26 protein-coding genes are annotated in these 26,327 nt (G+C 30.2%); 10 read left to right on the top strand and 16 right to left on the bottom strand.

The window, feature by feature from the left end; all coding sequences use genetic code 11:
* The first annotated feature begins 73 nt into the window (after positions 1 to 73).
* The 5 genes from ASC41_RS12690 (at position 74) to ASC41_RS12670 (ending at position 5,094) form a co-directional block, all read left to right on the top strand.
* Entirely contained in the window at positions 74 to 1,498 is a 1,425-nt protein-coding gene (locus tag ASC41_RS12690) for an L-serine ammonia-lyase (RefSeq protein ID WP_055437014.1), read from the top strand.
* A gap of 131 nt (positions 1,499 to 1,629) precedes the next feature.
* A complete protein-coding gene (gene panB, locus ASC41_RS12685) occupies positions 1,630 to 2,448 on the top strand; it encodes a 3-methyl-2-oxobutanoate hydroxymethyltransferase (RefSeq protein ID WP_055437013.1) in 819 nt (272 codons plus the stop codon).
* 126 nt (positions 2,449 to 2,574) lie between these two features.
* Complete coding sequence (locus ASC41_RS12680) at positions 2,575 to 2,925, top strand: four helix bundle protein (protein ID WP_055437012.1); 351 nt, start codon at positions 2,575 to 2,577, stop codon at positions 2,923 to 2,925.
* Positions 2,926 to 2,949: 24 nt separating this feature from the next.
* The gene (locus tag ASC41_RS12675; protein WP_055437085.1) at positions 2,950 to 3,651 is read left to right on the top strand and encodes an RluA family pseudouridine synthase; all 702 of its coding nucleotides are present in this window, start codon (positions 2,950 to 2,952) and stop codon (positions 3,649 to 3,651) included.
* Positions 3,652 to 3,723: 72 nt separating this feature from the next.
* Positions 3,724 to 5,094, top strand: coding sequence for an aldehyde dehydrogenase (locus ASC41_RS12670; protein ID WP_055437011.1), 1,371 nt, complete (start codon positions 3,724 to 3,726; stop codon positions 5,092 to 5,094).
* Between the two features lie 13 nt (positions 5,095 to 5,107).
* On the opposite strand, the gene ASC41_RS12665 is transcribed toward ASC41_RS12670, so the two are convergent.
* The 13 genes from ASC41_RS12665 to ASC41_RS12605 all read right to left on the bottom strand — a co-directional run bounded on the left by ASC41_RS12665 (position 5,108) and on the right by ASC41_RS12605 (position 19,588).
* Complete coding sequence (locus ASC41_RS12665; RefSeq protein WP_055437010.1) at positions 5,108 to 5,941, bottom strand: sensor histidine kinase; 834 nt, start codon at positions 5,939 to 5,941, stop codon at positions 5,108 to 5,110.
* Positions 5,934 to 6,581 carry a hypothetical protein gene (locus tag ASC41_RS12660; protein WP_152971475.1) on the bottom strand — a complete coding sequence of 216 codons (648 nt, stop codon included), beginning with the start codon at positions 6,579 to 6,581 and terminating at the stop codon, positions 5,934 to 5,936. Before ASC41_RS12660 ends, ASC41_RS12665 begins: the two co-directional genes overlap by 8 nt.
* A gap of 169 nt (positions 6,582 to 6,750) precedes the next feature.
* Entirely contained in the window at positions 6,751 to 7,488 is a 738-nt protein-coding gene (locus tag ASC41_RS12655) for a hypothetical protein (RefSeq protein WP_152971474.1), read from the bottom strand.
* A 9-nt stretch (positions 7,489 to 7,497) separates the two neighbouring features.
* On the bottom strand, positions 7,498 to 7,977 hold the full coding sequence (locus ASC41_RS12650) for a hypothetical protein (protein ID WP_055437007.1): 480 nt from the start codon (positions 7,975 to 7,977) through the stop codon (positions 7,498 to 7,500).
* Between the two features lie 153 nt (positions 7,978 to 8,130).
* On the bottom strand, positions 8,131 to 8,835 hold the full coding sequence (locus ASC41_RS12645; RefSeq protein WP_055437006.1) for a hypothetical protein: 705 nt from the start codon (positions 8,833 to 8,835) through the stop codon (positions 8,131 to 8,133).
* 6 nt (positions 8,836 to 8,841) lie between these two features.
* The gene (locus ASC41_RS12640) at positions 8,842 to 9,204 is read right to left on the bottom strand and encodes a hypothetical protein (RefSeq protein WP_055437005.1); all 363 of its coding nucleotides are present in this window, start codon (positions 9,202 to 9,204) and stop codon (positions 8,842 to 8,844) included.
* A 160-nt stretch (positions 9,205 to 9,364) separates the two neighbouring features.
* Positions 9,365 to 10,903: a YifB family Mg chelatase-like AAA ATPase gene (locus ASC41_RS12635; RefSeq protein ID WP_055437004.1), complete on the bottom strand. Its 1,539-nt coding sequence runs from the start codon at positions 10,901 to 10,903 to the stop codon at positions 9,365 to 9,367.
* Positions 10,904 to 10,992: 89 nt separating this feature from the next.
* Positions 10,993 to 11,952 (bottom strand): YheT family hydrolase, encoded by a 960-nt coding sequence (locus ASC41_RS12630; RefSeq protein ID WP_055437003.1) that lies wholly within the window; start codon positions 11,950 to 11,952, stop codon positions 10,993 to 10,995.
* Complete coding sequence (gene ade, locus ASC41_RS12625; protein ID WP_055437002.1) at positions 11,953 to 13,578, bottom strand: adenine deaminase; 1,626 nt, start codon at positions 13,576 to 13,578, stop codon at positions 11,953 to 11,955.
* A gap of 53 nt (positions 13,579 to 13,631) precedes the next feature.
* Positions 13,632 to 16,001, bottom strand: a complete 2,370-nt coding sequence (locus ASC41_RS12620) for a protein-disulfide reductase DsbD family protein (RefSeq protein ID WP_083477208.1) — start codon at positions 15,999 to 16,001, stop codon at positions 13,632 to 13,634.
* The gene (gene tilS, locus ASC41_RS12615) at positions 15,998 to 17,314 is read right to left on the bottom strand and encodes a tRNA lysidine(34) synthetase TilS (protein WP_055437001.1); all 1,317 of its coding nucleotides are present in this window, start codon (positions 17,312 to 17,314) and stop codon (positions 15,998 to 16,000) included. Before tilS ends, ASC41_RS12620 begins: the two co-directional genes overlap by 4 nt.
* Before the next feature lie 118 nt (positions 17,315 to 17,432).
* Complete coding sequence (locus tag ASC41_RS12610) at positions 17,433 to 18,269, bottom strand: alpha/beta hydrolase (protein WP_055437000.1); 837 nt, start codon at positions 18,267 to 18,269, stop codon at positions 17,433 to 17,435.
* Between the two features lie 2 nt (positions 18,270 to 18,271).
* Positions 18,272 to 19,588: an anthranilate synthase component I family protein gene (locus ASC41_RS12605; protein ID WP_055436999.1), complete on the bottom strand. Its 1,317-nt coding sequence runs from the start codon at positions 19,586 to 19,588 to the stop codon at positions 18,272 to 18,274.
* A 75-nt stretch (positions 19,589 to 19,663) separates the two neighbouring features.
* Between ASC41_RS12605 and ASC41_RS12600 the strand changes: the two genes are divergently transcribed.
* The 3 genes from ASC41_RS12600 to ASC41_RS12590 all read left to right on the top strand — a co-directional run bounded on the left by ASC41_RS12600 (position 19,664) and on the right by ASC41_RS12590 (position 22,653).
* Positions 19,664 to 20,554 (top strand): aldose 1-epimerase family protein, encoded by an 891-nt coding sequence (locus tag ASC41_RS12600; protein ID WP_055436998.1) that lies wholly within the window; start codon positions 19,664 to 19,666, stop codon positions 20,552 to 20,554.
* 41 nt (positions 20,555 to 20,595) lie between these two features.
* Complete coding sequence (locus tag ASC41_RS12595) at positions 20,596 to 21,951, top strand: DEAD/DEAH box helicase (protein WP_055436997.1); 1,356 nt, start codon at positions 20,596 to 20,598, stop codon at positions 21,949 to 21,951.
* Positions 21,952 to 22,062: 111 nt separating this feature from the next.
* Positions 22,063 to 22,653: a hypothetical protein gene (locus ASC41_RS12590; RefSeq protein WP_055436996.1), complete on the top strand. Its 591-nt coding sequence runs from the start codon at positions 22,063 to 22,065 to the stop codon at positions 22,651 to 22,653.
* Between the two features lie 59 nt (positions 22,654 to 22,712).
* Here the strand turns inward: ASC41_RS12590 and ASC41_RS12585 are convergent, their stop codons facing one another.
* Positions 22,713 to 23,099 carry a MotA/TolQ/ExbB proton channel family protein gene (locus ASC41_RS12585; protein WP_055436995.1) on the bottom strand — a complete coding sequence of 129 codons (387 nt, stop codon included), beginning with the start codon at positions 23,097 to 23,099 and terminating at the stop codon, positions 22,713 to 22,715.
* A gap of 521 nt (positions 23,100 to 23,620) precedes the next feature.
* Between ASC41_RS12585 and ASC41_RS12580 the strand changes: the two genes are divergently transcribed.
* Both ASC41_RS12580 and ASC41_RS12575 read left to right on the top strand, forming a co-directional pair.
* Positions 23,621 to 24,352, top strand: coding sequence for a sensor histidine kinase (locus ASC41_RS12580; protein ID WP_241489669.1), 732 nt, complete (start codon positions 23,621 to 23,623; stop codon positions 24,350 to 24,352).
* On the top strand, positions 24,345 to 25,055 hold the full coding sequence (locus ASC41_RS12575) for a LytR/AlgR family response regulator transcription factor (RefSeq protein WP_055436993.1): 711 nt from the start codon (positions 24,345 to 24,347) through the stop codon (positions 25,053 to 25,055). Before ASC41_RS12580 ends, ASC41_RS12575 begins: the two co-directional genes overlap by 8 nt.
* Here ASC41_RS12575 and ASC41_RS12570 read toward each other — a convergent pair.
* The gene (locus ASC41_RS12570) at positions 25,052 to 25,408 is read right to left on the bottom strand and encodes a hypothetical protein (RefSeq protein WP_055436992.1); all 357 of its coding nucleotides are present in this window, start codon (positions 25,406 to 25,408) and stop codon (positions 25,052 to 25,054) included. The genes ASC41_RS12575 and ASC41_RS12570 overlap by 4 nt on opposite strands.
* Before the next feature lie 42 nt (positions 25,409 to 25,450).
* Entirely contained in the window at positions 25,451 to 26,242 is a 792-nt protein-coding gene (locus ASC41_RS12565; protein ID WP_152971473.1) for a M50 family metallopeptidase, read from the bottom strand.
* Positions 26,243 to 26,327 lie beyond the last annotated feature (85 nt).

Raw genomic sequence — 26,327 nt, 5'->3', positions numbered from 1 at the left:
ATCAAGGCTGTTTTTTTATGTTTAAAACATAAACAATAAGCTATATTTGTGTTACTAAAACGATATAGTAATTATGGAATGTATTTCAGTTTTCGATATGCTAAAAATTGGTGTTGGGCCATCGAGTTCTCACACTTTAGGACCTTGGCGTGCTGCCGAACGTTGGTTACAAGAATTAAAAGATGATAATGTCTTTAATACTGTTACCAGAATTCAAGTAGATTTATATGGCTCGCTATCCTTAACAGGAAAAGGACATGCTACAGATTTGGCTGTTATGTTAGGTTTAAGCGGTAGTGATCCTGAATACATACCTACCGAAACTATAGACATAATTATAGCTTCGATTACAAATACTGAAAAACTTGTTTTAGGTAACGAAAAGATTATTGACTTTGACATGCAATCTGAGATTGTATTTAATAAAGTATTTCTTCCTTTTCATTCTAACGCTATTACTTTTACAGCATTTAGTATGAATACCGAAATACACCAATCTACCTTCTACTCTATTGGTGGTGGATTTGTTGTAAAGGAAGAACGTACTGTTGCTGCAGAAAACCAAGAACTTAAAAGTGAGTTTCCTTTTCCTGTAGATAAAGCAACAGAATTATTAGCTTTTTGTAAAAGTGAAAATAAAATGATTTCTGAAATTGTTTTAGAGAACGAACGCTCTCTTAGAGATGACAAAACTATAGATTTCGAGTTACAACGTATTTGGCAGACTATGTTAGACTGTATGTTTACAGGCTGCCATACCGAAGGTACTTTACCTGGTGGTTTAAATGTAAGACGTCGTGCTTACGATATGCACAAAAACTTAAATATTGAAATGCCTTATGTTACTTCTCAAGATTGGTTACAATCTATAAGACAAAGTGAAGTTAAATTTAGGCAAATATTAAAATGGGTAAGTTGCTTTGCATTATCTGTAAACGAAGTAAACGCATCTCTTGGTCGTGTGGTTACTGCTCCAACTAATGGAAGTGCTGGTGTTATTCCTGCGGTTTTAATGTACTATATGGTAATAGAAAATCATGAAGCAGATTTTAAACACATCAAACAATTTTTATTAGTTGCTGGAGAAATAGGAAGTATCTTTAAAAAAGGTGCCACTATCTCTGCCGCTATGGGTGGTTGTCAGGCCGAAATTGGTGTAAGCTCTGCAATGGCAGCAGCTGCTTTAACTGAGCTGCTTGGTGGTTCTCCAGAACAAGTTATGATTGCAGCAGAAATTGCAATGGAACATCACTTAGGGTTAACCTGTGATCCTATTGGTGGTTTAGTACAGATTCCATGTATAGAGCGTAATGCAATGGGCGCTATTAAAGCCATTAATGCTGCTGAATTGGCATTAGATACAGATCCAAAAAATGCAAAAGTACCTTTGGATAAAGTTGTTGAAACAATGTGGGAAACAGCAAAAGATATGAATAACAAGTATAAAGAAACCAGCGAAGGAGGCTTGGCAGTTCGTGTTAATATGGCGGATTGTTAAAATCTAAATAATCAAATAAAACAGAGTGAATTATGATACGCAATTAAATAGGTCTAATCGAATTAATGATAAGATCGAACAATTGAGTAAGTAATTTTAGTATTTTTACACTCTATCTTAATTTAAACTAAATGTCAGTAGCAAAAAAAGAATATAAAAGAGTAACGGTAAAATCATTAGTCGATATGAAAAAGCGCGGAGAGAAAATTTCCATGCTTACTGCATACGATTATACTATGGCAAAAATTGTTGATGGTGCTGGAATAGATGTTATTTTGGTTGGTGATTCGGCTAGTAATGTTATGGCTGGACACGAAACAACATTACCTATTACTTTAGATCAAATGATTTATCATGCTTCTTCTGTTATTCGTGCTATTGATCGCTCTTTAGTAGTTGTAGATTTACCTTTTGGAAGTTACCAAAGTGACCCAAAAGAAGCTTTACGTTCTGCCATTAGAATTATGAAAGAATCTGGCGGACACGCCGTTAAAATGGAAGGTGGTAAAGAAGTAAAAGACTCTATCAAACGTATTTTACATGCTGGAATTCCTGTTATGGGACATTTAGGTTTAACACCACAATCTATATATAAATTTGGTACTTACACTGTTCGTGCTAAAGAGGAAGAAGAAGCAATACAGCTTAAAGAAGATGCTTTAATGCTTGAAAAAGCTGGTTGTTTTGCAATTGTTTTAGAAAAAATACCTGCTAAATTGGCCGAAGAAGTTGCTAAGAGTGTTTCTATTCCGGTAATTGGAATTGGTGCTGGTAACGGTGTCGATGGTCAAGTTTTAGTAACGCATGACATGATTGGTATGACACACGAGTTCAATCCTCGTTTTTTAAGACGCTACATGAATTTATATGAAGAAATGACCAACGCCTTCACACAATATGGTGAAGATGTTAAGAGTGGTGATTTTCCTAATGATGAGGAACAGTATTAAAATTGAATTAATTAGATTTTTGGATTCCTCGATCTTTCGAACTTACTCGAATAAATACTAAATGAAATTGTATTAATTAGATATATTTTTAGTTGTTTTTAAAAATTGAACTAATCAAATAAATAAATGCATAGATTTAAAGATTTAGAATTCTGGAAGAAAAGCCGACTATTTTGTTCTGAAATTTATGCTATTACTTCTAAATTTCCTGAATCTGAAAAATTTGGTTTAACAAATCAACTTAAAAGAGCTTCTGTTTCAATACCATCAAATATTGCAGAAGTCTCTTCTAGGCAATCTAATAAAGATTTCTCGCGATTTCTTCAAATAACTTTAAGTTCCGCTTACGAAGTTGAAACACAATTATTAATTGCTTCAGATTTAAATTTTATAAATCATGAAGAATTAGATTCTCCTTTAAAAAGTTTAGAATCTATAATAACAATGACCTCTAAGTTTAAATCTACTCTCAATTAAATCTAAAAATCTAACTATCGAGTGATCCAAAAATCTAAAATAATTTCTACAAAAGACAACCTTCAGGTTATTTACGAAGACAATCACATTATTGTAGTTAATAAACGTGCGGGAGATATTGTACAAGGTGATAAAACGGGAGACAAACCTTTAAGCGATGTTGTAAAGGAATATATTGCCGAGAAATATAATAAACCTGGAAACGTATATTTAGGTACAGTACATAGGCTTGATAGACCTACTACGGGTTTGGTTATATTTGCAAAAACTAGCAAAGCGCTACCGCGTTTAAATAAATTATTTGTCTCTAAAGATATTTCTAAAACCTATTGGGCTTTAGTTAAAAATAAACCTAAAAAAGATAGCGATTCACTTATTAATTGGCTTATTAAGAATCCTAAAAACAATAAATCTAGAGCACATATTAATGAGGTTCCAGATAGTAAAAAGGCTATTCTTCATTATAAAACAATCAAGACTTTAGATAATTACTTTTTACTAGAAGTTAATTTAGAAACTGGTCGTCATCATCAAATAAGAGTACAATTATCTACTATTGGCTCTCCTATAAAAGGTGATTTAAAATATGGTTTCGATCGTAGTAATAAAGATGCCAGTATTAGTCTTCATGCAAGAAACATAAAGTTTATACATCCTGTTTCTAAAGAAGAATTAAACATAACCGCGCCTCTACCTAAAGATCCAATTTGGAATGCTTGCTTATAGTTAAAAGTTTAAGATTTTGTTACAATAGCTTTCCGTTTTAAAAGCGTAACTTACTTTTTTAATTAACTACTTATGATCCCTAAATTATTACAATCTCAAAAAGAGAATTTTAAAACTGGAGAAACAAAATCTGTTGCTTTTAGAAAACAAACTTTAAAAAGACTTAAAACGGAGCTTATAAAACGTGAAAACGATATCATTGAAGCTTTAGCTAAAGACTTTAAAAAGCCCGCTTTCGAGTCTGTTTTAACAGAAACTGTCGTTGTCCTTTCAGATTTAGATTTAATGATTAAAAACGTATCTAAATGGTCTAAACCTAAGCGAGTTATGCCTGCTTTAATGAATTTTCCGTCTACAGATAGATTGTATTCTGAACCTTATGGGCAAACGCTAATTATTGCGCCATGGAACTATCCATACCAATTAGCAATTGCTCCAATGGTAGCAGCAATTGCTGCTGGAAATACCGTTGTTTTAAAACCGAGTGAACTTACTCCAAATACTTCAACTTTAATAAACACAATTATTAAAACTGTTTTTAAACCAGAACATGTTTGTGTTGTTGAAGGCGGTGTAGATGTCTCTACTACTCTACTTGCACAACGTTGGGATTATATTTTCTTTACAGGAAGTGTAAATGTTGGTAAGATTGTAGCCAAAGCTGCTGCTGAAAACCTAACACCAATAACATTAGAATTAGGCGGAAAAAATCCTTGTATTATAGACGAAACAGCTAATATAAAATTAACCGCGAAACGAATTGTTTGGGGTAAATTTTTAAATGCAGGACAAACCTGTATTGCTCCAGATTATATACTAATTGATGAACGAAAAAAAGATGCTTTTTATAAAGCAATGAGAGCTGAAATTGAAAAAGCTTATACTAATACCCCTAAAGCATCAGAAGATTTTTGTCGTATTGTAAACCAAAAGAATTTTGAGCGTTTAAATAGAATGCTTACCAACGAGAACTGCCTTATCGGTGGACAAACAGATGCCAAAACATTATACATCTCTCCTACTCTTATAGATGAACCAAGTTTAGACAGTGAAGTCATGAAAGATGAAATTTTTGGACCAATACTTCCTGTTATTTCTTATAAAAATGAAGCAGAAATTGAAACTATAATTTCTAAATACGAAAAACCTTTGGCACTTTACGTGTTTAGCACAAATTCAGCGAAAGCTAAAAAAGTGATTGAAAAATTCTCTTTTGGTGGCGGTTGTATTAATGACACTGTTATTCATTTTGCGAACCATAGATTACCATTTGGCGGTACAGGAAATAGTGGTATTGGTGCTTACCATGGTAAATTATCTTTCGATACTTTTTCTCACAAAAAAGCAGTTGTTAAAAAAGGAAACTGGTTAGATTTACCGGTACGTTATGCTCCTTATACTGGAAAGTTAAAAAAAGTAAAGAAGATTTTGAAATGGTTGTAATTGAAGAAATAAATTATTTCTCTTCATGATTATAAGGATACTTTATTTCTAATACAACACCTTCACCAACCTTAGAGTTTAAATTATAATCTGTATTAATTAGTTCTGCACGGCTTTTCATGTTAAGTAAACCTGATCCTTTTTCTACAGTGGCCATATCGAAACCTTTTCCATCGTCACTTGCTACTATTACAAGCTTATCTTCTAAATAATTTAATTTTACTAATAGATTTTTAGCTTGAGAATATTTTACAGTGTTAGAAAAGAATTCTTGAAGTATTCTAAAAATAATAATTTCATGTTTAGTATTTTTAAAAGGTACAATCTCTCCCTTAACATGTAATTCTGCAGTAGCAAATCTTAATTTCTTAAGCCTATTTAATTCATTTTCAATAGACTGTTCAAACCCAATATTTAAAACAACTTCATTATTTAAAGAGCGAGATAACATTCTCACTTCTTTTAAACTTTCTTTTACAGTACTAGCAGCTTCGGTAAAGTTCTCTTTTACATCATCACTAACTTGTGTTTTTAGTATGTTCATTTGCATACTTGCAGCAGCTAGTAATTGACCCACATTATCGTGTAGTTCCCAACCAATATTTTTTAAGGTTTGTTCTTGTATTTCGGTTTGTGCATTACTTAATTCTTCCTCAAAGGCTTGTTGTTGCTTAATTTTATCAATTAGTAACTTATTTTTCCTTTTCTGAAAAACAATAAAAAATAAAATAACCAAAGCGGTTACTATTATTAAAACACCAATCATATAGATTAATAAATAGCGTTCTGCAGAAGTAGATTTTTTCACCTCTTGAAATATAGAGGATAGCATTAGTAAATTATACATAATGAGATTGTGGTTTAGAAATGATAAGGCCAATAGCAAAACAAGAATACATAAAGATATTGGCAAAAACAAAAATGCGTCGTTTTAAATAGACAAAATCGAAGTCTACAACGGTATTATATGCTTCAAAAAATAAAATTGGAGTAACTATAAGCCACCAAATTAATATTGCGCTTAAAGCATAAAAACTGTACGTTTTTAAAGCATTTGAAATAGTTTCAGAATTAATTAATTCTATAAAGTAGACTGAACACCCAATTAATAAAGAAAATGCTCCCGTAAATTGATAATAAGAATCATGCGCCTTAAAAAATACATTTGGATAAATATAAAAATGACATAACATGAGTGCAAGATATACGCCACCTAATACAAGAATAAACCTTCTATTAAAATTATTACGTAATACACTATATATGTAATATAGTATTAATAATACAGTGCCAAATATCCAAAACAAATTATACCAAGACATACTATTAAAGCCTATACTTCTAAGGTATGTGGTTAGCTTAAAATTATTATCATAAAAAAAAGTAGCTCCTGTAAAATCTATTAGTACAATGTAAATTAAAAATAGAATAAAAAATGTAGTTGTTGTGCCTTTGTATTTTTTTAAACATAAGAGTCCTGTGAGCATTGCTAAAAACTCAAAAAAATAGCTTATAAAATTAAAATTCTTTGTTATAAATTCTAGCACTAAGGGAATGTTAGGGTTCTTCTAAAATACATTAAAATTATTTAGCATACTCCAATATTAGAAGTGGTAATTGATAGGTGGTTATTGATTGAGACTATTAAGTTCTGTATTATGGTGCAGTAATGGTTTTGTAAGTTTCTTTTGAGTCTAATTCTGGTTTTGAAAATATTAGACCCAAAGTAAATGTGGTGTACATAAAAAAGTTAGCAAATAAATATATTTGCCATTGTAAAACTATAAATTTCCAATCTGAATTTTTAAAATATAAATCGTAAAATGATAACGGTGTTATAATTATCCACCAAGTAAAAATTGAAATTGATATATAAAAATATATTGATTTATAGAATTTTAAGATTTGATTATTTTGTAATATTTCAATAAAATAAAATACTGAACACATAATAATAATTAAACCACCAAAAATTTGAACAGGTATAAAAAACTGAAAAAAGAATAAATGTCTATTTAAAATTAAATAGATTAAAGTGAATACAATAAATAGTATAGTGATTCCTTTTAGAGTCTTGCAAAAAACAGGAGATTTCAGTATTTTTTGAAACAGTATTGAAAATAGTATTATTGTTATGATGTCAAAAGTAAATGTAAACCACCAATAATTCTGCATAAAAATAGAATTATATACTGGTTTTAAAAACTCAAATTCCTCATAAAAAAGTGAATAACTACCTATTAACTCTACAAAAAACAAGTAGATAACAATCTTTATAAAAAAAGTAGCAGTAGTACCTTTATACTTCTTATAAGAAATAATCCCAGTAATAACTGCTACTAATTCTACACCAAACAATAGCCAGGTATAATTGTTTCTAAAAAAATCTTCCAATTCTATTAATTATGGGTTTGGGTATCCTTTTCCAGGAGGCATCCCACCTGTTCCTCTATCTAATCCTCTTGCATTTGGATCGTCATTATTTGGATCGTTTTCTCCAGGTTTATAATCTGGGTTTGGTACCGTTGGTACCATAAAAATTGTTGTTTTACCACCTTTACCTAAACTATCATCAACACCTAAATAAAATCTAATACCTGTAATATTATTATTCTCTCCTTCAACTATAGATAAGTAACTTTTTATATCTTCTATTGAATACCAAGAAGAGCGATTATCTACACCTCCAAAAGCAACAGAATCATTAACCTGTTTTCTGTAGTCTGTCCAATTATTGTTTAAAGCTTTTGCTTCAGTTGTTGATATTAATCCTCTTGGAGGATCTTGTGTTGGTAAAGCTCCAACATTGTTTTTGCAGCAATAGAAGTACATAATTAGTATTCCTATTAGTAGGCCTAATACAAGCCCAATTAAGATTTTCATTTTTTTTTAGTTTAAAAAGTTAGTCATAAATGCAATAAAGGTTTTATTACAAATTAATTAGTATTTATATTAAAAAAATAAATACTAAAATTTACATAATAGATATAATTTTAAAATTAATAGCGATTTAAAAGTAATAAAAAAAAATGACTACTACTTCTTTTCTGGTTGCGAAACTATTAATCCTATGGAAAAAGTTGAATACATAAAAATATTTGAAAAAATGTAAATACTTCTTTTCAATAAAACGAAGTTTTTATCTTCTAAAACATAATACTTTTCAAAAAACACTAACGCTGTCATAACAAGCCACCATAAAAAAATAGTAGCACTTATATAAAAATATAATGATGTTGAAAAGTATAGAATTTTATCTCCTTTAAGAATCTCAGTAAAATGAAGTGACGCACAACATAATATGACTACTGCTTGCAATACATATAAAATAGTATATGCTGATTTAAATAGAGCATCTACATTATAAAAAATTAAACCTAGCGCAAAAATAAAATAGGCTAATGCTATATATTTTATTATAGATTTATAAATCTGATTTTTTAAAATCTTTTGATACAAAATAGCGAAAAAAGAGACAGCAATTATATCAAAAAACACAGTAAACCACCAATTATTCGCTCTAAAAACACTGTTTTTTATTGGTTCCAAGAAGTCGAAAGTATTATAATATTTAGGGTACATTCCTAAAACATCAATCAAAAACAGATAAACCAATAGCCATATAAAAAAAAGGGCAGCAGTACCTTTATACTTTTTTAAACAAAAAAGCCCAATAATTACAGCCAAACCTTCTACACTATGAGTAATTAAACTATTATAATAAAATAAAAACTCTAACATGAAATTTTATTGAGGGTATCCACTCTGTACTGGATCTCCTTGTTCACCTCTATCCATTCCTTTTGCATTAGGAATATCTTTATTATTTCCTTTACCATCATCTTCTGTTGGTACCATAAAAATAGTTGTTAAGCCTTTGGGATCTTTTTGGGTAGTTTCAGTACCTAAATAAAAACGAACTCCATTTACATTTTTATTTTCCTCTTTAATTAGATTTAAGAAATCTTGCATGTCGTCCAGCGAATACCAAGACGAGCGATTATCTGGTTTACCAGCAGCTGTGTTGTTTTCTCTAGATCTTAGTTTTGTCCAATTGTCGCTTAAATCTTGAGCTTCACCAGCTGTAATAATTCCTTTAGGTATAGACATAGTTTTGTTTCGTTAATTAATAGCGTTCAAATTAATAAAAGATGTGAATATATAAATATTTAACAGTTTTTGCTTAATTATTTTTATATTTTATCACTTTTAGTCCGAAACAATGCTATTATTTTATCATTATACAATTTTACCTCTATTTTATTTACTATTAACCCAACCAACCTTCTCTATCTAAACTTCTATATTGAATGGCTTCACTTAAATGACTACCATTAATATTTTGTGCACCTTCTAAGTCTGCAATAGTTCTCGATACTTTTAAAATTCTATCGTAAGCTCTTGCTGAAAGATTTAAACGTTCCATAGCTGTTTTTAGTAATGTTTTTGAAGCATCGTCTAATTTACAATGCTCTCGAATTTGTTTTACATGCATTTGCGCATTGTAATGTACCGTTTCAGATTCCTTAAAGCGTTCTGTCTGTCTTTCTCGGGCTTCTGTAACACGTTTTCTTATATCTATTGATGGCTCTGCTTTTCGTTCGTCTGACAACTTATCGAAAGGCACAGGAGTAACTTCTATATGAATGTCGATTCTATCTAAAAGTGGTCCAGATATTTTACTTAAATAGCGTTGCATTTCTGCAGGACTTGAGGTTACAGGAGAATCTGGATCGTTAAAATAACCACTCGGACTAGGATTCATACTTGCAACCAACATAAAAGACGATGGATATGTAACCGTAAATTTTGCTCTAGAAATAGTGACTTCTCTGTCTTCTAAAGGCTGCCTCATGACTTCTAGAACTTCTCGCTTAAATTCAGGAAGTTCATCTAAAAACAAAACACCATTATGGCATAGCGATATTTCTCCTGGTTGTGGGTAACTACCACCGCCAACAAGGGCTACGTTAGAAATAGTATGATGTGGACTTCTAAACGGACGCTGAGCCATTAATCCTGAATTGGCTTTTACTCTACCAACAACCGAATGTATTTTTGTAGTTTCTAACGCTTCTTTAAGAGACATAGGTGGCAGAATACTTGGTAAACGTTTAGCCAACATTGTTTTTCCTGCTCCTGGCGGACCAACTAAAATTATATTATGTCCTCCAGCTGCTGCAATTTCCATACAGCGTTTTATTCCTTCTTGTCCTTTTACATCGGCAAAATCAAAATCGGGATAATCTAAATTCTTATAAAATTCTTCTCTTGTGTTTATTATCGTTTGCTCTATCGTTTCTCCTTTATCGAAAAAGTTAATGACTTGCTTAATGTTTTCTATTCCATAAACCTTTAAATCACTAACTATTGCTGCTTCTTTTGCATTTTGAATAGGCAATATAAATCCTTTAAAGCCTTCTTCTTGCGCTTTTATAGCTATTGGCAGAGCACCTTTAATGGGTTGTAAACTGCCATCTAAGGATAATTCTCCCATGATTATATAATCTTCTAAATCATCAGCTTGAATTTGCTTAGATGCTGCTAGAATACCTACTGCCAAAGTTAAATCGTAAGCAGAACCTTCTTTGCGTAAATCGGCAGGCGCCATATTTATTGTAATTTTTTTACCAGGAATCTTGTAACCATTATTTTGTAATGCAGCCGCAATTCTATAATTACTTTCTTTAATGGCATTGTCTGGAAGACCTACTAAGTGATATCCTATTCCGGAATTGACGTTAACTTCTACGGTTATTGTGGAAGCTTCTACTCCAAAGACAGCACTGGCAAATACTTTTTTAAGCATAAATGGTTGGTTTAGAAACTAAATGTAGGAAAATTAGCGGATTATTAAACTCTATTTTTAATAAACTTAAAGCCTAACTGCTTAAAAATCTAATATTTACTTAAAAACTCAAGCATTCTCTTTTCGGAATAGTAAATATTTTTAGAATCGTAAAAACCTACATGTCCACCATATTTTGGCATTTCTAAATACAAATATTCATTCTGTTTTGCTGCTTCAATTGGATAGCATTCTTTAGATAAAAAAGAATCATTTTGTGCATTTATTAATAGCGTTGGTATTTTAATTCCTTTTAAAAACTGAAGACTACTTGATTTTTCGTAATAATCGTAAGCATCAATAAAATGATGTGCTTTAGAAGTGTAAAAATCATCAAAATCTTTTAATGTTTTTATCGCTTTTAAATCTTCGTTTTTAATATTCTGCGGAAATAATAGTTGTTTTTCCTTTAGCTTATCTCTTAAGTTATTTAAAAACTTTTTAGAATACAATACGTTTTCATTAGACATTAACCGTTCTAATGAACCTTTTAAATACACAGGAACAGAAACCGTTACTGCTCCTTTTATTTGTTTTGGAATAGTATTATTCTCTCCTAAATACTTTAAAATAACATTTCCGCCAAGGCTAAAACCATTTAAGAAAATGGTGTCGTAATTAAAATGATCTGTAATGTGTTTTATAACAGAAGCTAGATCATCTGTCTTACCAGAATGGTAAGATTGGAAGCTCTTATTAACTTCACCACTACAACCTCTAAAATTAATGCAAACTGCATCCATAGTGTTAGTATTAGCCATTTTAGCGGAACCTAACATATAATGACGCTGCGCATTACCTTCTAATCCATGTAAAATAATTAATAATTTGTTGGTTTTATTAGGTGCATAACTCCAATCTAAATCTAGAAAATCGTTGTCTGGTAATGTGATGCGTTCTCGCTTTTGAGTGACACCTTCTACTTTTCGTAATAATCCAGAATAAATGGTGGATAAATGTCCGTTTCTAAAAATAAATTTAGGTTTGTATGTTGTGGTTAGAATTGGCATTTAGTTTGCTTCTAAACTTGTAAACTCAAAAGTAGCACCACTAAATAATCCTTTATCACTCAACTTCAAAGCAGGAATAACCAACAAAGCCATAAAAGATAATGACATATATGGAGCATTTAAAGTGCAACCAAATTGCTTAGCCATTTTATCGAGCTCTGCATATTGTTTACCAATAGTTTCACCATTTTTATCGCTCATAATTCCTGCAACTGGTAATGCTACAGTTTTTTCTTCGGAAGTATTAACTGCACAAATACCACCTTCGGCATCAATAATAGCATTTACAGCTTTACAAATTGAAGCATCATCTACTCCAACGGCAATAATATTATGCGAATCGTGACCAACAGAACTTGCAATTGCACCTTCTTTTAATCCGAAGTTTTTAATAAATGCAATCGCAGGTTTTGCATTATTATAACGATTAACAACCGTCATTTTTAGAACATCGGTTTTGGTGTTAGACACTAAATTTCCGTTTTCTATTAAACTATCTACAATAATTTCGTTTGTTACTAACTCTCCATCATTACATTCTATAACGCGAATTCTTTTGGCTGAAGATTCAAACCTAAAATCTGAAACTTCTTTTTTGTCACAATTAAAATTATTAAGGTTTTTGAACGCTACATCTTTAATATTTACTTTTCCGAAGTCGTAAACCAACTCACCGTTTATATAGGTTTGTAGTGTTTTAAAATCTTTTAAATCTTCAACTATAATACAATCTGCAGCGCCACCTATTTGTAAAGTTCCAACATCTAGATTGTAATGTTTTATTGGGTTAATACATGCCGCTTGAAGCACTTTAAACAAATCAATATCTTTAGCTACTGCTCTTGCACATAATTGATTTATGTGTCCTAAAAGTAAATCGTCTGGATGCTTATCGTCACTACAAAACATCATGTTTTCAAAATGTTCTGGCAGTAAATCTATTAAAGCATTAAAATTCTTAGCAGCACTACCTTCGCGAATAATAACTTTCATGCCTTTGTTGAGCTTTTCTAAAGCTTCGTCGTAAGTAAAACACTCATGATCTGTAGAAATTCCCGCAGCAATGTATTTTGTAATATCGTCTCCTCTTAAACCTGGCGCATGACCATCTACTGGTTTGTTATAATGTTTTGCCCATGCTATTTTTTTAAGCACTTCTTCGTCATCGAAAAGTACTCCTGGATAATTCATCATTTCGGCAAGATATTTAATATCTGGATTTGCCATTAATGTTTTAATATCTTCAGAATCTATAATAGCTCCTGCAGATTCAAAACTAGTAGCTGGCACACAAGAAGGTGCTCCAAAATTGAATTTAAACGGTGTTTGTTTTCCGTTTTCAATCATGAACTCTACTCCTTTTACACCAAGTACATTTGCTATTTCGTGTGGATCGCTAACTGTTGAAACTGTACCATGTTTTACAGCCAGTTTTGCAAACTCACTAGGTACCAACATAGAACTTTCAATATGAATATGTGCATCTATAAAACCTGGTAATATAAAATGGTTTACGTTGTGTTCTTTTTCTATAATAGAAACAATTTTTCCTGCCTTAATAGTTACTTCTCCTTTAAAGATACGCTTGTTTGGGATATCTACTATGTTACCTTGTATTGTTTTCATTCTTCTAATATTATTGTAAAAAAAAAATCTTGCTACAGCAAGACCTTTTTTTATTATTTAAAATTTTGAATTCCTGTTTTTAGCCAATTAAAATACTCATCTGCATCTGGAGTAAAAGCAACAGGCTCCATTAAGTTTTCTTCGTCATGATCCATTAACACATAATATGGCTGTGTGTTAGACTTATATTTAATGGTTTGAAATTCGCTCCATTTCTGACCAATATATTTAAGTTGTTTACCTTCTCTAAGCTTTGAGTCTACTATTTCATCCTTTTCAAGAGGTCGCTTATCGTCCACATAAAGAGAGATTAAAACGACATCATTTTTTAATGCATTTAATATCTCAGGTTTTGGCCAAACATTTTGCTCCATTTTTCGGCAGTTTACACAAGCCCAACCTGTAAAATCAATCATTATTGGCTTATTCACTTTTTTAGCATAAGCTAAACCTAAATCGTAATCGTTAAATGCTAAAATATCGTGTGGTGCTAATAAATGTGCACCTTCTGGTAAATCGGAATGGTCTGCGCTTGCACTACCTCCTCCTTTCGAGTTTCCAACTCCATATGGAGATTCGCTATAATCTAAAGGTGGTGGAAACGCACTAATTAAATTTAATGGTGCTCCCCAAAGTCCAGGAATCATATAAATTGTAAAAGTTAAAACTATTAAACCAAGACTTAATCTACCTACAGAAATATGTTTTAAAGGTGAATCGTGTGGTAATTGAATTTTACCAAAAAGATACAATGCTAATGTTCCAAAAATGGCAATCCAAATAGCTATAAATACTTCTCTTTCTAATAAGTGCATTTGTAATACTAAATCTGCTTGCGATAAAAATTTAAAAGCTAATGCTAATTCTAAAAACCCTAAGACCACTTTTACAGTGTTTAACCAACCACCAGATTTTGGCAACGAGTTTAGCCAACCTGGAAAAGCAGCAAACAATGCAAATGGTAATGCAATTGCAGATGAAAATCCTAACATTCCAATAATTGGAGCTAAACCACCTTTAGAAGCTGCTTCTACTAAAAGCGTACCTACAATTGGTCCTGTACATGAAAAAGAAACAATAGCTAAAGCTAAAGCCATGAAAAAGATACCAACCATACCACCTCTATTAGCTTGAGAATCCACTTTATTTGCCCAAGAATTTGGTAGCATAATTTCGAAAGCTCCTAAAAAAGAGAATGCAAAAACAACTAAAAGAATAAAGAAAATAATATTAAACCAAACATTTGTTGCTAACGCATTTAAGGCATCGGCTCCAAAAATTCCTGTAACAGCAGTACCTAATAATAGATAAATTACTATAATACATAATCCATAAATAATGGCGTTTTTTATACCTGCAGCTTTAGATTTACTTTGTTTAGTAAAAAAGCTAACAGTCATTGGTATCATTGGAAATACACAAGGTGTTAGTAATGCCGCAAAACCTGATAGGAAAGCAATAAAAAATATTCCCCATAAACCTTTAGATTCACTATCTGAAGAAGAGTCAATATCTAATGCAACTTCATTATCTGATGCTGACTTTGGAGTAGCATCTGTTAAACTTGTTTTTAAATCAAAAAATGTTGGAGCTAAACATTTTTCATCATCACATGCTTGAAAATAAGCTTCTGCTTCAATTGTTTTTAAATCTGTGTTTAATACTTTTATTTTCTGAGTAAAAACAGCTTCATTAGAGAAGTATTTAACATCCATATCGAAAGCTTTTTCAAACTTTTCTATACTCTTAGATTCTTTTAATCCTCCTATTAATTTAAAATCTTTATTATCATTTTTAAATGTAATCTCTGTTGGTATTGGTCCCATTGGATCCTTATTGTCCTGAGAATAAATATGCCATTTATTATCTAAAACTGCTGTGTAAGCAATCTCATATTCATCATTTCCAAGCGAATAAATTGATGACGTCCATTTTACCGGATCTAAAATATTACTTTCTTTTTTATTGCTTTTAATCTGAAAATCGACAGTTTTACTTTCAAAAATACATTTAGCATCATCACAAGCTTGGTAGCTCACTTCTGCCTCTATTGATGTTAAGTCTGGGTTTAATATTTTAATTTTTTGAGTAAATGTAGCCTCATAATCAAAATAAGTCATGTCCATTTCAAAGACTTTATCAAATTTGGTAGTGCTTGCACTTTCTGTAGCTTTCCCTACTAATTCAAAATCTTTAGAGACTGCGTTTTCATCGTAAATAAACTCGGTTGGTATCGCTCCTCCTTCTGGTAAGTTTTGAGAATACAAATGCCAATGATTCTCAATTTCAGCATTAAAAATTAAATTATATTCTGTGTCAGAGATTTTCTCAACCGTACCAGTCCATTTTACAGGTTCTAATACTTGCGCAAAAATGGTTTGCATTGAAAATAATACGAATAATAAAGCTAAGATTTTCTTCATTCCTTCAAGGATATTTTTAATATTTTATTAGTATTGTTTGTCACTTTAAAACGTTCGTCTGCTCTATAATTTAAGATCCAAACAATTTCATTATTAGAGTACAATAAAAGACATTTCTCTTTATCTAACAAAGATAGTTTTTCATCTTTAAAGTACTTGCTTAATTTCTTTTTGCCATTACCTCCTAAAGGATAGAAATAATCGCCTTCCTTCCACTTTCTTACAGTTAGTGGGTAATTTAATTTTTCTGTATCTACAAAAATCTCGTTTTTAGAGGCTTTTTCTATTGTGTTTACTTCCTCAAAAAACAAAACTCCGTTTGGTATCGATTTATCTTTATCTTCTTTAATAATAGTAATTAAAACAGCTTCTTCATCTAACGATAATGGAGCTAATATTATATGCGATCTATCTTTTATAAGTCTATGCGTTTCAGAAAAAATTTGTTTTCCACTTTGCGCAGTTAACAAATTTTGAATATCTCCAAAAGCAGTAAAACCAAATGGTTTAAACACTTCTACCAAGTATGCTTTAGGATTTTTAAGTTTAACAAATTCTGAAATATCATAGGTTATTTCATCATTATCAATAGCTATAATTGCTCTTTTTAAAACAGCGTTTACACTTTCTGTTACAACACTAGACGCATCGTTTAAATGCATTAAAGTTGTATCTAAATTTTGTAACAATTGTGAATTTGTTTCTTTTAACTTTGGAATGATTTCATGACGCAATTTGTTTCTTAAGTATTTAGTAGATGCATTACTACTATCTTCTCGCCATTCTATTTTTTGTTGTTCAGCAAAACTTAAAATTGTTTCTCTAGAAAACTTTAATAATGGCCTTACAATGTTTCCATTAGTTTCTGGAATTCCTGTTAAGCCTTCTAAACCTGTTCCTCTAGTTAAATTAATTAGAAAAGTCTCTAAATTATCGTCGGCATGATGTGCCGTTAAAATATAATCGAAACCAAGTAGATTTGACAACTCTTGAAACCAATTGTAGCGCAACTCACGAGCCGCCATTTGTATGGACAATTTGTTTTCTTGAGCGTAAATAGTCGTATCAAAATGTTGCGTAAAGACTTCTATATCTAATCTTTCTGCTAGATTTAAAACGAATGCTTCATCTCCATTGCTTTCTTCATCTCGTAAATTAAAATTGCAATGTGCAAGCGAGATATCGAGTTTAGCTTCTTTACATAAATGAGTAAGTACAACACTATCTAATCCTCCAGAAATGGTAATTAATAGCTTTTTTCCTTTTAGAAAATTAAACCGTTTATTTATATGTTTTTTAAAGATTTCTTGCACATTGTAAATGTACGTTTTTTGAAGATTTTTTAAAGCGAATTATGATGATTTTAATAGTTGTAATCTTTAACTCGCAAACATGTAAGTTTCAAAACTTTCAATAGTACATAATCAACTATTAATCAGTAGTTAAAAGATAATTATTGTTTAACCATTTTGTTATTGTTTGCATCATTTCTTGAGCGCAAACATCGTGATGTAACTCGTGATAACAATTATTATACAATTTTAAAGTTGCAAATTTGGACTGCTTACTAAAATCTATTGAACCTTTATAATCAATAATTCTATCTCCAGTTCCATGAGTTATAAAAGTTGGAATTCTTAATTTACTTGCATTTGCAAGTGCGTATTCTCCAGCATCTATTACAGGAAATAAGAACATAGGACTAATTTTATCATGTACCAATGGATCTTCGCAATAACGCTCTACTTCATTTGGAATACTTGAAATAGCTTCTACTTCAATCTCACTAAGCAAAGTAATAGAAGGTAAAACACGAAATAAAAACCTACCTAAATTTACTTTCCATTTTGGAGGCGTAAATGCTAATTTTAAAAACGGACTTGTAGCAATTACACCTTTTATATTTGGTTGTTTTCTCAATGCATAATTTAAAACAATATTTCCTCCCAAACTATGTCCATAAAGATATACAGGTAAATCCTTAAATAACGATTCTGCTTTTTCAATAACACTTTCAAGGCTTTCTAAAAGCGCACTATAGCTTGGGCAATTACCACGTTTTCCTTTTGTTTTTCCGTGACCAAATTGATCGTAAGCTACTACAGCATAGTTTTCTTTTAATAAATACGGTACTACAGATTCGGCATAACGCCCAGAATGTTCTCCCATACCGTGAACTAAAACAACTATTGCTTTTACAATTTGCGGTTTCCAATATTGCCCAAATAATTGAGCATTGTGCGATTTTAAAGAGAAAGTGTTTTCCATAATTAATTCTCTAAAACCGTACGCATGGCTTTTGCTTTAACTAAACATTCTTCATATTCTTTAATAGGATCACTTTTGGCTGTAATTGCACCTCCTACAGAAAAGGATACGTATTGTTTAACTTCATTATAAAGAATACTCCTTATAACTACATTAAAATCGAAATCGCCAGTTGGTGAAATATAACCAACACTCCCGGAGTATAAACCTCTTTTGGTTTCTTCTAAATCTTCAATAATTTTCATTGCAGAAATTTTTGGAGCTCCCGTCATGCTTCCCATTGGAAATGTTGTTTTTATAATATCTATAGGGTTTGTAGTCTCTTTAACTTCTGAAACTACCGTAGAAATCATTTGATGGACTTGGTCGAAACTGTATATTTCACAAAGTTCTTCTACCTTTACACTACCTTTTGTTGCTGTTTGAGAGAGATCGTTACGTACTAAATCTACTATCATTATATTTTCACTACGCTCCTTTTCATCACTTACCAAATCGTTTTTTAAAATAGAATCCATAATATAATCTGGATCGCGTTTGGCTGTTCCTTTTATAGGTTGCGAAATCACCTTTGTTCCTTCCTTTTTTATGTACCGTTCTGGCGAAGCCGAAAGTAAATAATTATTCCTTACTTTTAAAAACGTAGCAAAAGGTGCATTTGAAATTGTGTTAAGTTTATTATACGTTTCTAAAGGATCTATAGTTGTGTTTTCGGCATAGAATTCTTGACAAAAATTAGCCTCGTAAATATCTCCTCTGTGTATGTGAGAAAGTACTTTTGTTACTTTATCAAAGTATTCGTCTTTATGTATTTTTAATTTTATTTTTACTGGATTGTCTGTTTCATTTAACAGATTGTCACGTCGTTCATCCTCGCAATAACATATTGCTTTTAAATCAGCTTCAAATTCATCGTCAACAGCCTTTAAATATCTTATTTCTAAAACATCTCCTTTAATTAAAAATATTTTTTTTGGCTGAAAGAAATACAAGTCAGCAAACGCTAAACCATCGTCATTATTAGACTTTAATGTTTCTGTATCATTCTTTAAATCGTAAGTGAGATAACCAAAAATCCAATCTTTAGTAGTTGTGTAATACTCTTTTAGTTTATCGAATGCATTAAGATAATCGGTTTGTATTGCAGTAAAGGCATCTACAGCTAAAATGGCATCGTAACTAGAATATTTTTGATTGTCTTGAAATGCTTTCGAATTAGAATCTAACCAAACAACATCATCAAACTGTTGGGCCCAAGACAATAGATTTTGCTTGAACTCCTCAGTATTAGTTATTTTATGTTTTGCTGTTGTTCTCAATGTATAAATGTTGTGTAAAGTTAAGCAGAATTGATAAAAAAACGAGTATTTTAGTCATTAGATTATATAAAAAATATGTTCGAATTATCTAATAGTATTTTAAAAATTAAGGTTAAACCCATAGGAGCAGAACTTTGTGAAATAAGTTCGGTCAAAAATAAGAAACAGTTTATGTGGCATGCCGATCCAGATGTTTGGGGAAGCTTTGCTCCCAACCTCTTTCCTATTATTGGAGCGCTAAAAGATGAAACTTATATCTATAATGGAACAAAATATAACATGCCAAAACATGGCTTTATTAGACATAGTAAAGACATTAAACTTATTAAAGAAACAGAAAACAGTCTAAGTTTTAGTTTAACTTATAATGAAGATTTACTAAAAATATATCCTTTTAAATTTGAGTACATTATTACTTATACATTAATTGATAACACCTTAGACATTAATTATACTATAAAGAATTTAGATAATAAATCTATATACTTTTCTATTGGAGGACATCCAGCTTTTAAGTGTCCTTTATATAAAGATGAAAATTATACCGACTATAATTTAGTTTTTGAAACCGAAGAAACATCAAAAACACATTTATTAAATACAGAAACCGGATTAGTTAAAAATGAAACTAAACCTATTTTTAATACTAAAAATAGCATTCAATTAAAGTCCGACTTATTTAATAACGATGCTCTTATTTTTAAAGATTTAAAATCTAGGAAAGTGGCTTTAGTTAGTGATTTGCATGGAGAAATACTAAATGTCACTTTTAAAGACTTTAATTACCTTGGACTTTGGGCTAAACCTAACGCATCTTACGTTTGTATTGAACCTTGGTTAGGCATTGCAGATCATGAAAATGCATCTCAAAACATAACAGAAAAAGAAGGTATTATTAAATTAACTGAAAATGAAACCTTTAGAGCAAACTATAGCATACAAATACATGAGCATCATTTAGGGTAAACAAAATATAAATAGTAATTTTGCGACTTAAATAACACGTTTTGACTTTTAGAGACTTAAACTTAAATACACCATTATATAACGCGCTTGACGATTTAGGCTTTACAACGCCTACTCCTATTCAAGCCGAAGCTTTTAGCGTTGTCGCCAGCGGTAAAGATATGGTTGGAATTGCACAAACAGGAACAGGAAAAACCTTTGGTTACATGCTTCCTGTACTTAAAAACTTACCATTTTCTAAACAAGAAAACCCAAGAGTATTGGTTTTAGTGCCTACTCGAGAGCTTGTTGTACAAGTGGTAGACGAAATAGGAAAGCTAACCAAATATATAAACACTCGCGTTTTAGGTGTTTATGGTGGTACAAATATTAATACTCAAAAAAGAGCTATTGCTGAAGGTATTGATATTTTAGTTGCGACTCCTGGTCGTATGTACGATTTAGCTCTAAGTCATGTTTTAAATTTAAAATCTATTCAAAAATTAATTATTGATGAAGTAGATGTGATGTTAGACTTAGGTTTTAGACATCAATTAATTAATATTTTCGATCTTCTACCAGAACGTCGTCAAAATATTATGTTCTCTGCAACCATGACTCATGATGTAGATGCATTGATTGTAGATTTCTTTAAATCTCCAGAAAAAGTATCGATTGCAACTTCTGGAACACCATTAGAAAACATTAAGCAAACACGTTATATAGTTCCTAATTTTTACACAAAATTAAATTTACTAAAGCATTTACTTCAAGATGCAGAGACTTACAACAAAGTCTTAATTTTTGTTGCTTATAAAAAGATGGCAGATCGTCTTTTTGAAGCTTTAGCTGAAGAATATAATGATGAGCTTTGTGTTATACATTCTAACAAAACACAAAATTATAGACTGCGTAGTATCGAGCAATTTCGCGAAGGTGATAATAGAATATTAGTTGCGACAGATGTTATGGCTCGTGGTTTGGATATTGATAATGTAACACATGTTATAAATTTTGACACTCCAGATTTCCCTGAAAACTATATGCACAGAATTGGTAGAACCGGTCGTGCTGAACGCGAAGGACTAGCACATGTATTTACTACGGAAAAAGATTTGCATGCGATTGAAGATATTGAAGCATTAATGCAAATGACTATTACAGTTGAAGCATTACCTGCCGAAGTTGAAATTTCTACTGAATTAATTGAAGAAGAAAGACCTCAAATTAAAGAGCACAACAATCCACATAAACGCTTAAAAGACGAAGATGCTCCTGGTCCTGCTTTTCACGAAAAATCTGAAAAGAATTCTAAAGAAAACCGAGGTGGATCTTATAAGTTTAAAATTGCTGCTAAGTATAAAAAGCCAAAAACTAGAGGAGATAAAAATTACCACAAGTATAATAAGAACAAATAATCTATAAAGGCATTAATTTTTTTAATGCCTTTTATTTTAATTCTAACTTCTTTAATCTTAAAATATTATCTTTAGTTTTTCGTTTGTAATAAAACGCTCTAAAACTAACTAATGTCTGCTGCTATATTTAATTTACTGCCAAACCTACAACCGTTTCATCACGAAACGCATTATGAGGACTTGTTTTTAAACCAGCATTGGGTTTTAGTAAATGGTATTTCTAAAAAGAAAGCTGTTTATGTTTTTAAAGATGAAAATACTTTACACATTTCTGAGAGTAAAACAATTACAGAAACCTCTTGGTGTATAGAGAAAAAGAACCTTTTTTCTATTGTAACAGAAGATGGAGAAACTACCGTTAAAGCATATTTTAAAGATGATGACATCTTAATACTTAATAGACTACAAACAGACGATTGTGCTATTTTTATTAATGAGAGCAGCTATTCTGACTCTTTAAACTCCTTAGAAGATGTACAACAATTTCTTCATGAAAAATATAAAAATAAAGCTAGTGATATAATTCACGATCACGAGTTTTACTACATAGAAAAATCTAAAGAGTTTGGTCCTTTTACTGTTGAAGAATTAACAAAAAAGGTTAAAGATGAAGTTATTAGTCCGTACTGTTTTGTTAGAGACGTAAACGAGAATGATTATAGTAATCGATTACGAATTAGAGATTTAACAAGAGAATTGTAATAAAAAAAAGAGTAACTTAATATTTAAGATTACTCTTTCTTTACCTAAAATTATAACTCTTATTTTTTAATAGCGCTTCTTAATACTAGTATCCCTACTCTAGCAACTACAAAAGAAAACAATCCAAAAGTCGCTGTTAATAATGAGACTTTTAATCCTGCGGCAAATACATCAGGATCTATATTGCCCATTGATTGAATAGAGTCAAAAGCTGTAATTAAACCAATAACAGAACCTAAAAAACCTAAAACTAAGCCCAAAAGACTAGAATCTACTGTAAGTTTAATCATTTTACTAGAAAGTGCTTCATTAGTTTTAAGGCTCAAAAATCCTTTAATAATAAAGAAAACGGATAGTAATAAGCAAATTAAAATAAGAGACATAAATACTGGTCCGCCTTCCACAAAAGGATTAATTACAAGAAATCTTGATGATACTACATTCATAATTGTTAGTGTTTTGATTAATGTTTTTCAAACTTACTTTAGATTTCAGCTTAAAAAAATTAAAAGCGATAGACTACCAAATTAGCAATCGATTCTACAAAATGCTAAAACAATTGCTAAATCCGTCATTCGTCTACAAATTATTAATCCCGAATAAAAATATACTATTATTGTAATACAATTTATAAATAATGCTAAAAAAGGAATTCATCTTAAAAAAAATAAGACAAGTACTTCTACATGTTCTTTTCTGGTTTTGTGTGCTCCTATTTTACATTTACTTTTTTGGTGTTGGTAGTACAGATTTTAATAAAACACTATCGTTTTCATTGTTTTTAATGCCTATAACAATTGCGCCAACTTATGTTTCAATCTACAAATTAATACCTGATTATTTAATAACAAAACAGTATTTCAGATTTGGTTTATATAGCCTATACACCTTAATTATATCGGCTTATTTAATTTTTGTTTCAATCTTTTTTAGTTTAATTTTTTTATCGAATTTCGAATACGATAAAATGAACCCAATAAGTAAAAACTTATTGTTTGTAATGACAGGTGTTTACCTAGTTGTTATTATAGTTAGTGCTTTTAAGTTATTAAAACTGAATTTAAAAAACAGTGAAAAAGCAAATGCTCTAGAAAAGAAAATATTAGAAACACAGCTAAAATTAAAAGAACAAGAACTAAATTATTTAAAAATACAAATTCATCCGCATTTCTTGTTTAACACATTAAATACAATGTATGGTTTCGCCTTAAAAAAGGCTGACGAAACACCAGAAATGATACTAAAACTATCCAACTTATTAGACTACTTACTCTACCAAATAGATAAACCTTTTGTTAGTTTAACCGAAGAAATAAACCATATAAAAGATTACATTTCATTAGAACAATTACGCTTTAATGATACATTAGTTGTTTCATTTGTTTCTGATAATATTAAGGAAACTACCAGCATACCTCCAATGCTATTAATGCCTTTTGTTGAAAATAGTTTTAAACATGGTTTTATACAAAACGGAACATTAAAAGTTAAAATTACTATTTCTTGTGAATCTGAAAATTTAAGGTTTCATATAAAAAACACATCAAAAGTACAATCGAATAATAAACATGGTATCGGCTTAGAAAACATAAAGAAACGATTAGAATTGTTATATAAAGATCAATACACACTTGAAATTAATGATAACAAAACTACTTTTGAAGTACTATTAAATCTTAATACAATTAAAGATGTATAAACCAATCTCTTGTCTTATTGTAGATGACGAAGCTATTGCAAGAGAAATAATTGCAACACATTTATCTAAAATAGATAATATTGAAATTGTTAAAAGTTGCAGCAATGCTGTAGATGCTTTTAATTGCATTAATGCTAATAAAATTGATCTGATTTTTTTAGATATTAATATGCCCGAAATTTCAGGAATTGCTTTTGCAAAGTCTATAAATAAAGATATTAAAGTAATATTTACCACTGCATATAGAGATTATGCTGTAGAAGGTTTCGAATTGCAAGCTGTTGATTATTTATTAAAACCAATAGCTTTTCAACGTTTATTAAAAGCAGTAAATACTTATTTTGAGGTTTACAATACTAAAGAAATAGAGACTAGTAAAACTGAAATAGCTAGTGATTTTATGTTTGTTCGATCTGATAGACGTATGATAAAAATTGATTTTAATGCTATAGTTTATATTGAAAGTTATAGTGATTATATTAAAATTCATTTAGCAAATGAAACTATTGTTACTCGAGAAACCATAACTGCAATTGAAGCTAAACTACCTAAACAGCAATTCATGCGTATTCATCGATCGTATATTATTTCTGTAAAGCACATTGAATCTTTTACTAATGAACATATTACCATAAGTAAAAAAGCGTTGCCAATTAGTAGGAGTTATAAAAAGGAGATTTTAAATGTTTTAGAACAATATTAAGTTTCCTGTTGAGTTCTTTTAATTATGGCATTCCAGATTACTAAATCATCCTCTTCTAATATGGTTTTATTTTCTAAAACGAAATTTAAATATTTGATTTTTTCGTTTTCTAATCCTTGAAGATGTAATCCATAATAAAGATACATTGCAGCACATAAAGTTTGATTGTTAGGAAAATTAAAATTTATCAAAGGTTTTAAAAGTCTAACTCCTTGTTTTAAATTTCCCATCTCTATTAAAACAGAACCTCTTGTTCCTTGAAAATGAGGATTTAATGGACTAATAGAAATTGCAACTTTTGAAGGATAATCAATATTAGTATAATCTTGCTTTAATAAACTAAGCCAAGCCATTATTTACTAATGCTTTATAAGTTTTGTATTTTTTATCTTCAATCATTGGCAATATAGCCTCATAATAGAATAGGCCTCTTCAACCCTATTAATTTTAGAATAGATCAACCCAATATTCATTTTAGCTACTATCTCCATGTCTTTATCATCTATGTACTTTTCATAGATAGGAAGCCCTTTATTATATTGTTTCGCTTCGATAAATTCGTAGGCTTCAAAAAGATCATTTCTATTAAAACTAATGTTTTTTTCTTTTGAAAATATTAGTTTTAGCATGCTTAATCCATCAGAAGGTAATTTAACACCTAATTGAGTTACATAATATGGTAATAAGCTAATTACAACCAACAATACATTAGCAAAAATAAGTGCTGAAAAAAAATTAATTCCATTTAAACCTAAAATAAAACGAAAATCAAAACCGCAAATATTATAAACAATAATAACTAAAATCAGATTTGTTAATGGACCTCCTAAAACATTAACAAGGCGTCTTAATCTTATTTGCTTCATAGAATTGAAATTAGAAAAAGCCAATCCTCCTTTGAAGTTTTGATTTAAAATTATTTTAATATTAGAAACCTCAAATCTATATATCTCATGACCCTGACCAAGTATAATACGTTTTGGGTTTCCTCCTGCTAGTTTAGCAAAAAGCAAGTGACCTAATTCGTGTAAAACTACTCCAATTTTTAAACAAAATAAAATAGCTATATAATTAAATATAATTATTGATAATGGTTTTAGAGAAACAGAAAAACTCATAAAAACTCCAATACATAAAATTATGTATTGGTATTTAGGAAAAAGAAAAAATATGCTTTTTTTTATCATTAAACATTAAGTTTATCTATAACTAAAATAGATTAATTTGTATTTACAAAATAAAAAAACGAATAAAATTAGCTCGTTTTAAAAT

This window comes from Lacinutrix algicola (assembly GCF_001418085.1).
In the GTDB taxonomy this organism is placed as follows: domain Bacteria; phylum Bacteroidota; class Bacteroidia; order Flavobacteriales; family Flavobacteriaceae; genus Lacinutrix; species Lacinutrix algicola.
The sequence above is the reverse complement of the archived record's forward strand: the minus strand, read 5'-3'. Positions and strand labels throughout refer to the sequence as shown.

Bases quoted from the DNA above. Each gene is read 5' to 3' on its own strand.
- ASC41_RS12640 (WP_055437005.1), bottom strand. From the start codon at position 9,204: ATGTCTATACCTAAAGGAATTATTACAGCTGGTGAAGCTCAAGATTTA.
- ASC41_RS12565 (WP_152971473.1), bottom strand. From the start codon at position 26,242: ATGATAAAAAAAAGCATATTTTTTCTTTTTCCTAAATACCAATACATA.
- ASC41_RS12680 (WP_055437012.1), top strand. From the start codon at position 2,575: ATGCATAGATTTAAAGATTTAGAATTCTGGAAGAAAAGCCGACTATTT.
- ASC41_RS12645 (WP_055437006.1), bottom strand. From the start codon at position 8,835: ATGTTAGAGTTTTTATTTTATTATAATAGTTTAATTACTCATAGTGTA.
- ASC41_RS12580 (WP_241489669.1), top strand. From the start codon at position 23,621: ATGAACCCAATAAGTAAAAACTTATTGTTTGTAATGACAGGTGTTTAC.
- ASC41_RS12665 (WP_055437010.1), bottom strand. From the start codon at position 5,941: ATGTATAATTTACTAATGCTATCCTCTATATTTCAAGAGGTGAAAAAA.
- ASC41_RS12575 (WP_055436993.1), top strand. From the start codon at position 24,345: ATGTATAAACCAATCTCTTGTCTTATTGTAGATGACGAAGCTATTGCA.
- ASC41_RS12630 (WP_055437003.1), bottom strand. From the start codon at position 11,952: ATGCCAATTCTAACCACAACATACAAACCTAAATTTATTTTTAGAAAC.
- ade (WP_055437002.1), bottom strand. From the start codon at position 13,578: ATGAAAACAATACAAGGTAACATAGTAGATATCCCAAACAAGCGTATC.
- ASC41_RS12690 (WP_055437014.1), top strand. From the start codon at position 74: ATGGAATGTATTTCAGTTTTCGATATGCTAAAAATTGGTGTTGGGCCA.
- ASC41_RS12570 (WP_055436992.1), bottom strand. From the start codon at position 25,408: ATGGCTTGGCTTAGTTTATTAAAGCAAGATTATACTAATATTGATTAT.
- ASC41_RS12635 (WP_055437004.1), bottom strand. From the start codon at position 10,903: ATGCTTAAAAAAGTATTTGCCAGTGCTGTCTTTGGAGTAGAAGCTTCC.
- ASC41_RS12620 (WP_083477208.1), bottom strand. From the start codon at position 16,001: ATGAAGAAAATCTTAGCTTTATTATTCGTATTATTTTCAATGCAAACC.
- ASC41_RS12590 (WP_055436996.1), top strand. From the start codon at position 22,063: ATGTCTGCTGCTATATTTAATTTACTGCCAAACCTACAACCGTTTCAT.
- ASC41_RS12670 (WP_055437011.1), top strand. From the start codon at position 3,724: ATGATCCCTAAATTATTACAATCTCAAAAAGAGAATTTTAAAACTGGA.
- ASC41_RS12610 (WP_055437000.1), bottom strand. From the start codon at position 18,269: ATGGAAAACACTTTCTCTTTAAAATCGCACAATGCTCAATTATTTGGG.
- ASC41_RS12660 (WP_152971475.1), bottom strand. From the start codon at position 6,581: ATGCTCACAGGACTCTTATGTTTAAAAAAATACAAAGGCACAACAACT.
- ASC41_RS12600 (WP_055436998.1), top strand. From the start codon at position 19,664: ATGTTCGAATTATCTAATAGTATTTTAAAAATTAAGGTTAAACCCATA.
- ASC41_RS12585 (WP_055436995.1), bottom strand. From the start codon at position 23,099: ATGAATGTAGTATCATCAAGATTTCTTGTAATTAATCCTTTTGTGGAA.
- panB (WP_055437013.1), top strand. From the start codon at position 1,630: ATGTCAGTAGCAAAAAAAGAATATAAAAGAGTAACGGTAAAATCATTA.
- ASC41_RS12650 (WP_055437007.1), bottom strand. From the start codon at position 7,977: ATGAAAATCTTAATTGGGCTTGTATTAGGCCTACTAATAGGAATACTA.